The organism is Cupriavidus sp. 05N39 (assembly GCF_056397325.1).
Genome location: NZ_JBFTNE010000180.1, coordinates 1 through 7,544, shown reverse-complemented (window position 1 = coordinate 7,544; position 7,544 = coordinate 1). Strand labels below are relative to the sequence as shown.

Here is a 7,544-nt window from a genome sequence, read left to right as displayed (position 1 = left end):
GTGGGCATCTCCTTCCTTGCAAGCGGTTTTTTGGGCTATGCGGCGGCGCTTCGCGTCATAAAGGTCGAGTCGCTACTGAGCAGCGCCTGGATGACGCGCGCGTTCTTGTTGGCCAGCGCGACTGCCGCGCAGTTGTGCCCCCGTCGCGCGATCAACTGCTGCAGCCAGACGCTCTGTGGGTCGGTCTTTGTCGTTGAGTAACGCAGGACGGCCCGCGCGTCGTGGATAAGCAGGGTCCGCAGGTACGTGTCGCCGCGCCGGCTGATGCCGTGCAGCCGAGGTTTGCCTCCCGAGGAGTACTGACGTGGCACCAGGCCAAGCCAGGCCGCCAGATGCCGCCCGTTCCTGAATTGCTTGGGGTCGCCGACGGCGGCAACCATGGCTGTGGCGGTGATCGGACCGATGCCGGGCACTTCCGCGATCTTCTTGCACAGCGCGGATTGCTTCATGAACGACTGGATAGATGCTTCGATCAGATGGACACGCTCCTCGATTGCATTCAGGTGCTGCAGCAGTTCAGTCAGCAGCGTCTGGCAGAACGACCTCAGTTCGTCGGCGCTCTTGCCGAGTAGATCCGGGATTGCGCGCTTGAACGCCTCGGGTGAACGCGAAATCGTGAGTCCCCGTTCACCGAGCAAGCCACGCATCTGGTTGATCATGGCTGTACGATGGCGGATCAGGACTGCGCGCATCCGATGCGCGGCGTGAATGTCCTGTTACTCGACCGATTTGACCATAACGAAGCGCATGGCGGGTCCGCTGGCGGCCTCGACGATCGCTTCGGCATCGTTGCGGTCATTCTTGTTGGTCTTAACGAACGGTGACACATACTGTGGACTGATCAGCCGTACCTCAACGCCGAGCGACTGGAAGCGACGTGCCCAGTGATGTGCTGTGCTGCAGGCTTCTGCATTTCTGCCGACCATAATGCGGCGCGTCCATATGCACGTAAAAAAACAAACCTAACATAGATGGAAAGGGAACACTATACTTCGACGGTCACGACTTCGACCCGCCTCCGTGGCAAACGCGCACCATGGAGCAAATGGCACGTCCAGTCTCCCGCTGATCGATGTCGCGGCACGCGCGGGCTTTCAGACGCAGCAGCATTTCACCGAGGTGTTTCATCGATATGCGCGCTGCACGCCCCAGGCTTTCCGCCACCGCCCCACGATCGGGTGATGCGCTCGCGACTCGATCCGTGAGCGACCAACACGCGCAGGAATCCGACACCTCTGGGCAAGAACTCGAAAGAAGCGCGCGCCTTCCGGACGTATGCTTGACGATATTCGCGGCATAACAATTGCGCATGCTGTATTGGCCGGATACTGGTGACTCGAGCGAGGTACCCAACAATGGAAGAACTGCTCGGACGCGCATGGTGGATGCTCGCGCTGCGTGGCGCCGCGGGAATCCTGTTCGGCCTCCTCGCGCTCTTCTGGCCTGGTCTCACGCTGCGGCTTCTCGTCGCGATGTTCGCGGCGTATGCACTCATCGGAGGCATCGCGGCGGTCAGCACGCCAATACGACATCGCTCGATCCGCACAGACTGGTGGATGCCGTTGCTGCTCGGCCTGTGCACAATCGCTGCGGGCCTGATCGCCGTCGCAGCGCCAGGTGTCACTGCGCTCGTTCTAATCGCCGTGATGGGCGCGAACGCCATCGTCACCGGAGTGCTTGACCTTATCGCCGGGGTGCGGCTGAAGAGGCGCGACCGCAGAGAGCGGCTGCTGTTTTTCATCAGCTTCCTGTCGGTGCTGTTCGGCAGCTCGCCCCCGGTGCCGGCGCACTCGCCCTCGTCTGGATGATCAGTGCCTACGCGATCGTGACCGGCGTGCTTCTGCTCGTCCTCTGCCTCGGCGCACGGACCTTGCGCCCCGTCCTTCGCGACAAGCAGAGAATGCCGCTGCACTCCTGAGCGCATCCTGCGCCAGGCGTCCACGTATCCCGCTGCGCATTCTGGAGAACACCATGAAGACCAACCTCCCATCGGCCGCAAGGCTGTCGACCCTCGTGCTTGCGCTATCCGCTGGTGGCTTGGTGGCCAGCGGCGCGACCGCGCAGGATGCTCCTATCGCGGGCAAGGCGACACTTGGCGTAACCGTCACCGAAGCGCAACTGGTTGCAACGGGCTGGCGCGCATCGAAGATGATCCACGCCGATGTCTACAACGAAAAGAACGAAAAGATCGGCCGCGTCGATGACCTGATTGTGGCACCCGATGGCTCGCTCTCCGCCGTGATTATCGACGTGGGTGGCTTTCTCGGAATGGCAACCCATCGCGTCGCCATCCCCGTTCAGCATTTCAAGCAGATGGCGCCGAAGGCAATCCTGCCCGGCGCAAACAAGGAGGCGCTGAAAAAACTGCCGGAGTTCGAATATGCCAAGGGCTGACGTCGGGCCGCGACGCCGCAGCACGATTCACTGACGATTCGGGCCACTCTGGCGGCTCGCCGGAACAAGGAGCATAGCGATGCTATTGGACCTCGATAGGTGGAACCCCTTCCGTTTCCTGCGCAAGAGCCCCGAGGAAAAGAGCGCGGGCGCGAAGGTGAACGCCGCGCCTGCGACCTCACAGCAGGCCCCCGCGCCGTTGACCCCGGATGCGGCCGCGTCCGCATGGCCGGCATCGTTCGATACGGCGCGCTGGCCACTGCCCGATCCCCTGCATCTTCTCACGGACCTGATACGCGATCCGTTCGGCGGGATGGGACCGCTCGGCAACTGGTTCGGCGACTTCAGTCCTAGCCGCGTTCAGCCGCGCCTCGACGTGATCGACGACGGCGACGCGCTGCGCATCGTGGCCGAGTTGCCAGGACTGTCGCGCGAGGACGTGGAGCTCGAAGTCCTCGAGGACATGCTGGTGCTGACCGGCGAGAAGCGCATCGAATCGAAGAGCGACGAGAAGGGCTGCTACCGGGTGGAGCGGGCGTTCGGACAGTTCCAGCGCGCGATTCCGCTTCCTTCTGGCGTCGATCTCGAACGCGCCGAGGCGAATTTCGAGAACGGCATACTCACCGTGCGGGTGCCCAAAGCGGCCAAGGAACCTGCGGCGACGCGGCGCATCGAGATCAAGTAGCGCGATGCGCACGGCGACATCGCGCCATGCTGCTTGCTCGCGTCGACGACCAACTGCGGCGTTCCTGCGCGCGAGGGGGCATCTCCTCACCACTTGCGCACGACTCCTCGTCTTCAAACCTCCACTGCCTATCCAACGGAGAATATCATGGCCATTTGCAGCGTTTGCGGAAAGCCGGCGACCGCGCAGATCACGATCACCGAGAACGGCCAGCGTCGTCAGTTGACGCTGTGCGACGAGCACTACATGGCGTTCATGGCACGCAACCAGCGCAGCCTTTCGCCGCTTGAATCACTCTTTCACGGCGGCCTCTTCGAAAGTCTCTTCGACGACATGTGGTCGCCGCTCGAAGGCAGGCGCGGCGGTCGGCAATCTCTCGGCCAGACGGACGAGACGCGCGAGCGCGCAGGAGAGGGYGGCGATGAGGGCGAGGGCGTGGGTGAACGCGCGGTGAGGGCCGGCGGCCGGCCGCGTCGGCATCGCCGTGCGCGCGAAGCCGTCGACCTGCAGACGTTCCTGAGCGAGAGCGGCCTGGACCGCTTGCAGGCGGCCGCGCAAGCGGCGGTCGAGTTCGGCAAGTCCGAAGTCGATACAGAACACCTGCTGCTCGCACTCGCTGACAACAACGTGGTGCAGGAGATCCTGCGCGAATTCAAGCTCGATCCCGAAGAGATCAAGAAGGACGTCGATCAGAACGCTCCGCGCGGCACTCGCGGCGACAAGACGGACGAGGAGCGCATCGGCGTATCGCCGCGCGCAAAGAGCGCGCTGGAGAACGCGCTCACTGCATCACGGGAACTCGGCCACAGCTATGTCGGACCGGAGCATATCCTGATCGGGCTTGTCGAAGAGGAGGACGGCTTCGCGGGCGAGCTGCTGCGCAAGTACGGACTATCGTCGCATGCGCTCCGGCAGAAGACAGTCAAGGTGGTCGGCAAGGGCGCCGAGGAAGGCACGGTCGAGGGCCGCTCTACCACGCCAACGCTCGACAAGTACGCGCGCGATCTCAGCGAACTTGCGCGGCGCGGCAAGCTCGATCCGGTGATCGGCCGGGACAAGGAGATCGAAACGACTATCGAGGTTCTTGCCCGCCGGCGCAAGAACAACCCGGTGCTGATTGGCGAACCGGGCGTTGGCAAGACGGCGATCGTCGAAGGACTCGCGCAGCGCATCGCCCAGGACCAGGTGCCGGAAGTGCTGCGCGGCAAGCGCGTCGTCGAGTTAAATATAAACAGCGTGGTCGCGGGCGCAAAGTATCGCGGCGAGTTCGAAGAGCGCGTGAAGCAGGTGCTCGATGAGATCGTCGAGAACCAGGACCGGCTGATCGTCTTCATCGATGAATTGCACACGATCGTCGGTGCCGGCCAGGGCGGCGGCGAAGGCGGGCTCGATATCGGTAACGTGTTCAAGCCGGCGCTCGCGCGCGGCGAACTGCATCTCGTGGGCGCCACGACGCTCAACGAATACCAAAAGTACATCGAGAAGGACTCGGCGCTCGAGCGCCGCTTCCAACCGGTGAACGTGCCCGAGCCGAGCGTCGCGGAAACCATCGAGATCCTGCGCGGACTGCGCGACCGTCTTGAAGCGCATCACAAGGTGAAGATCACCGAAGAGGCCATCGCGGCTGCGGCCAAGCTCTCGGACCGCTATATCGCCGCGCGATTCCTGCCGGACAAGGCCATCGACCTGCTCGACCAGGCGGCCGCCCGTGTGCGCATCTCGTCGAATTCCCGGCCGATGCAACTGCACGACATCGAGGCGACCATCCGCCGCACGCGCCAGGAACAGGACGCGGCAAGCTCGGCCAAGCAGTTCGATAAGGCAAAGGAACTGGAAGGCAAGCTCGTCTCCGAACAGAAGCGCCTCAACGATGCGACCGAAGCGTGGAAGAAGGAACGCGGCACCAGTTCGCAAGAGGTGACGGCGGAGGACATCGCGCAGGTCGTGGCGTCGCTCACCGGCGTGCCGGTGTCCGAACTCACCGCTGAGGACCGAGAGAAGCTGCTGCGTCTCGAAGAGCGCCTGAGGGAGCGTGTGGTCGGCCAAGACGAGGCGGTCAGCGCCGTCGCGAAGGCCGTCCGGCTTTCCCGTGCCGGTCTCACCGAAGGCGGCAAGCCGACCGCGAGCTTCCTTTTTCTCGGACCGACTGGCGTGGGCAAGACCGAGCTCGCCAAAGCGCTCGCCGCCTCGGTGTTCGGCGACGAGAACGCGCTGGTGCGCATCGACATGAGCGAGTACTCCGAGCGGCATACAGTGGCGCGGTTGGTGGGCTCGCCTCCGGGCTATGTCGGCTATGAGGAAGGCGGTCAATTGACTGAGCGGGTGCGGCGCCGCCCATATAGCGTGGTGCTGCTCGATGAGATCGAGAAGGCGCATTCGGAGGTGCACAACATCCTGCTGCAGCTCTTCGACGAAGGCCGTCTCACCGACGGCAAAGGACGTCTCGTGGATTTCACGAACACGATCATCATCGCGACAAGCAATATCGGTTCGCAGATGATCCAGGACAACATGCGCTCCGACAAGAAGCAGCTCGACTACCCTGCGCTGCGCGACCGTATTATGGAGGTACTGCGGCATCACTTCAGGCCCGAGTTCCTGAACCGGGTCGATGAAGTCGTGGTGTTCCATGCGCTCGGCAAGGCGCAGATCCGCAGCATCGTTGATCTGCAACTCGAGCGCGTGCAGCGCACCGCGGCCGGACAAAACATTGAGTTGTCGTTCGACGATTCGCTGCGCAATCATCTCGCTGAGATCGGCTATGACCCCGAGTTCGGCGCACGGATGCTCAAGCGCAAGATCCGGGCGGAAGTGGAATCGCAACTCGCCGATGCGTTGCTGCGGGGCGACGTGCGCGACGGCGACAAGGTGACGATCACCTACGACTCGGGCGCGAATGCGGTGCGCGTGCAGAAGCAATCCGCCGATGCGCAAGCGGCGCGCCAGGCGAAGGAGCAGAAACCGGCGCACGTATGAGGGAAGGCCCGAGGGCGATGCCGCTTACGCGGCGTCGCCTTCCGAGCCTCACGCATTCTTGGCAACAGGGCTTGTCGGTCTGCAGCACGCAGGCTTGATTCAGATGTGTGCGCTTCGGAGTCATGGTCGCCACCTCTTGCCGAACGCACGTCACCGTGCGCGGCCGTTCAGCCGCCATTCAGATAGCGATGCACCAGCGCCAGCGCCACGCACATCGCGCCCTCGCCTACCGCCGACGCAACGCGCTTGATCGACGCATGGCGCACGTCGCCCGCAGCGAACACGCCCGGCATGCTGGTCTTCAGATGCAGCGGTGCGCGCTCGAGCGGCCATAGCAGGCCGTGCTCGAACTCGCGCAGGTCTGGACCGGTGACGAGATAGCCTGCCTCGTCCCGCACGATGCCCACCTGCGCCGCCCATTCTGTTTGCGGCACGCCGCCGATGCAGACGAAGAGCCAGTGCGTCTTCACGTTGCGGTGCTGGCCGGTGCGCACATCGGTCAGCGTGATTTCACGCAGCGTCTCGTCCCCGGCGAGCGCCGTGCCATGCGTGCACGTCTTAACTTCGATATTCGGTGCCGAGTTCACGCGGTCCACCAGATATTGCGAGAGCGTGCGCTTCAGCGACGCGGTTGGCTCAATGAATCTCAAGCGCATAAGTGCGTTGAGCGTTGTTTTTCTGCGGATTCACAGCGCAAGCCCGCAAGAGGCCCATGTACGTGGGGTGGCGGAACGGGAGGTGGCGCAGGAAGGGTCCGTTCTCGTGGTGCATCTGGAAGCCCCCTTGACGAATCTCGTCGGCTTCGAACGCGCGCCGCGTAGCGCGGCCGAGAAGGCCGTCGCGCAACAAGCCATGGCGCGATTGCGCGATGGCGAGGCAATCTTCGTGACATCGCCTGCCGCGGGTTGCCACCTGGAGTCCGTGCAACTCGATTTCGGCGCGTTGACGCCGGCATTCACAGCCGCCAGCGACAGCGCCGCGAAGGCATCGCCGGGCGCGACTCCGGGCGGTGAACATGCCGATCTGGATGCCGACTACACGTTCCGCTGCAAGGCGCCTGCAGCGCTCCATCAGATCGCGTAGCGGCCGACATGCGATCGATCATGCCAGGATGTTTGTCAGAAGACCGCGCATCCGGGTTGACCCCATCCAGGTGGCCAAAGGACGCTGCCCGCGCTGCGAGCGACCTCTTTGGAAGCTGGCAAGTTATTCCACCGCCGGAAGGTGCAGCGTAACGGTCGTGCCCTTGCCTACTTCGCTCTCAAGAGAAATATGGCCGCGATGCAGCAGCACAATCTCACGCACGAGGGCAAGGCCCAGTCCATCGCCGGCCGACCCGCGCTRCAGCTTGCCTCGGAAAAATTTGTCGAACACCAGCCCGAGTTCGTCAACTTTGATCCCCATGCCTCGATCGGTCACTTTCAGCATGGCGTTGCGGCGTTCGTCCGACGCGCTAGCGACCGAGATGTTGACCTCTCTCCCAAGCCCG

8 protein-coding genes and 1 pseudogene are annotated in these 7,544 nt (G+C 63.5%); 6 read left to right on the top strand and 3 right to left on the bottom strand.

Translation table 11 applies throughout. The annotated features are described in order from the left end of the window. Positions 1-35: 35 nt before the first annotated feature. Positions 36-908 (bottom strand): annotated as a pseudogene (locus AC1DN0_RS39610) (IS110 family RNA-guided transposase); the annotation flags it as partial. A 112-nt stretch (positions 909-1,020) separates the two neighbouring features. Here AC1DN0_RS39610 and AC1DN0_RS39605 point away from each other — a divergent pair. The 5 genes from AC1DN0_RS39605 (at position 1,021) to AC1DN0_RS39585 (ending at position 6,055) form a co-directional block, all read left to right on the top strand. Next, entirely contained in the window at positions 1,021-1,182 is a 162-nt protein-coding gene (locus AC1DN0_RS39605) for a helix-turn-helix domain-containing protein (RefSeq protein WP_441637314.1), read from the top strand. A gap of 173 nt (positions 1,183-1,355) precedes the next feature. After that, positions 1,356-1,808 carry an HdeD family acid-resistance protein gene (locus tag AC1DN0_RS39600; protein ID WP_477112162.1) on the top strand — a complete coding sequence of 151 codons (453 nt, stop codon included), beginning with the start codon at positions 1,356-1,358 and terminating at the stop codon, positions 1,806-1,808. A gap of 163 nt (positions 1,809-1,971) precedes the next feature. Beyond that, entirely contained in the window at positions 1,972-2,394 is a 423-nt protein-coding gene (locus AC1DN0_RS39595) for a PRC-barrel domain-containing protein (RefSeq protein WP_441637310.1), read from the top strand. A gap of 79 nt (positions 2,395-2,473) precedes the next feature. Then, the gene (locus AC1DN0_RS39590) at positions 2,474-3,079 is read left to right on the top strand and encodes an Hsp20/alpha crystallin family protein (RefSeq protein WP_441637308.1); all 606 of its coding nucleotides are present in this window, start codon (positions 2,474-2,476) and stop codon (positions 3,077-3,079) included. Positions 3,080-3,226: 147 nt separating this feature from the next. Then, positions 3,227-6,055 carry an ATP-dependent Clp protease ATP-binding subunit gene (locus AC1DN0_RS39585; protein WP_441637306.1) on the top strand — a complete coding sequence of 943 codons (2,829 nt, stop codon included), beginning with the start codon at positions 3,227-3,229 and terminating at the stop codon, positions 6,053-6,055. A gap of 167 nt (positions 6,056-6,222) precedes the next feature. On the opposite strand, the gene AC1DN0_RS39580 is transcribed toward AC1DN0_RS39585, so the two are convergent. After that, positions 6,223-6,705, bottom strand: coding sequence for an NAD(P)/FAD-dependent oxidoreductase (locus AC1DN0_RS39580; protein WP_441637304.1), 483 nt, complete (start codon positions 6,703-6,705; stop codon positions 6,223-6,225). Between AC1DN0_RS39580 and AC1DN0_RS39575 the strand changes: the two genes are divergently transcribed. Continuing rightward, the gene (locus AC1DN0_RS39575; RefSeq protein WP_441637302.1) at positions 6,695-7,138 is read left to right on the top strand and encodes a ZrgA family zinc uptake protein; all 444 of its coding nucleotides are present in this window, start codon (positions 6,695-6,697) and stop codon (positions 7,136-7,138) included. The two genes, AC1DN0_RS39580 and AC1DN0_RS39575, sit on opposite strands and share 11 nt — an antisense overlap. A 123-nt stretch (positions 7,139-7,261) precedes the next feature. On the opposite strand, the gene AC1DN0_RS39570 is transcribed toward AC1DN0_RS39575, so the two are convergent. Beyond that, positions 7,262-7,544 (bottom strand): sensor histidine kinase (locus AC1DN0_RS39570; RefSeq protein WP_477146532.1); only part of this gene is annotated, 283 nt, incomplete at its 5' end.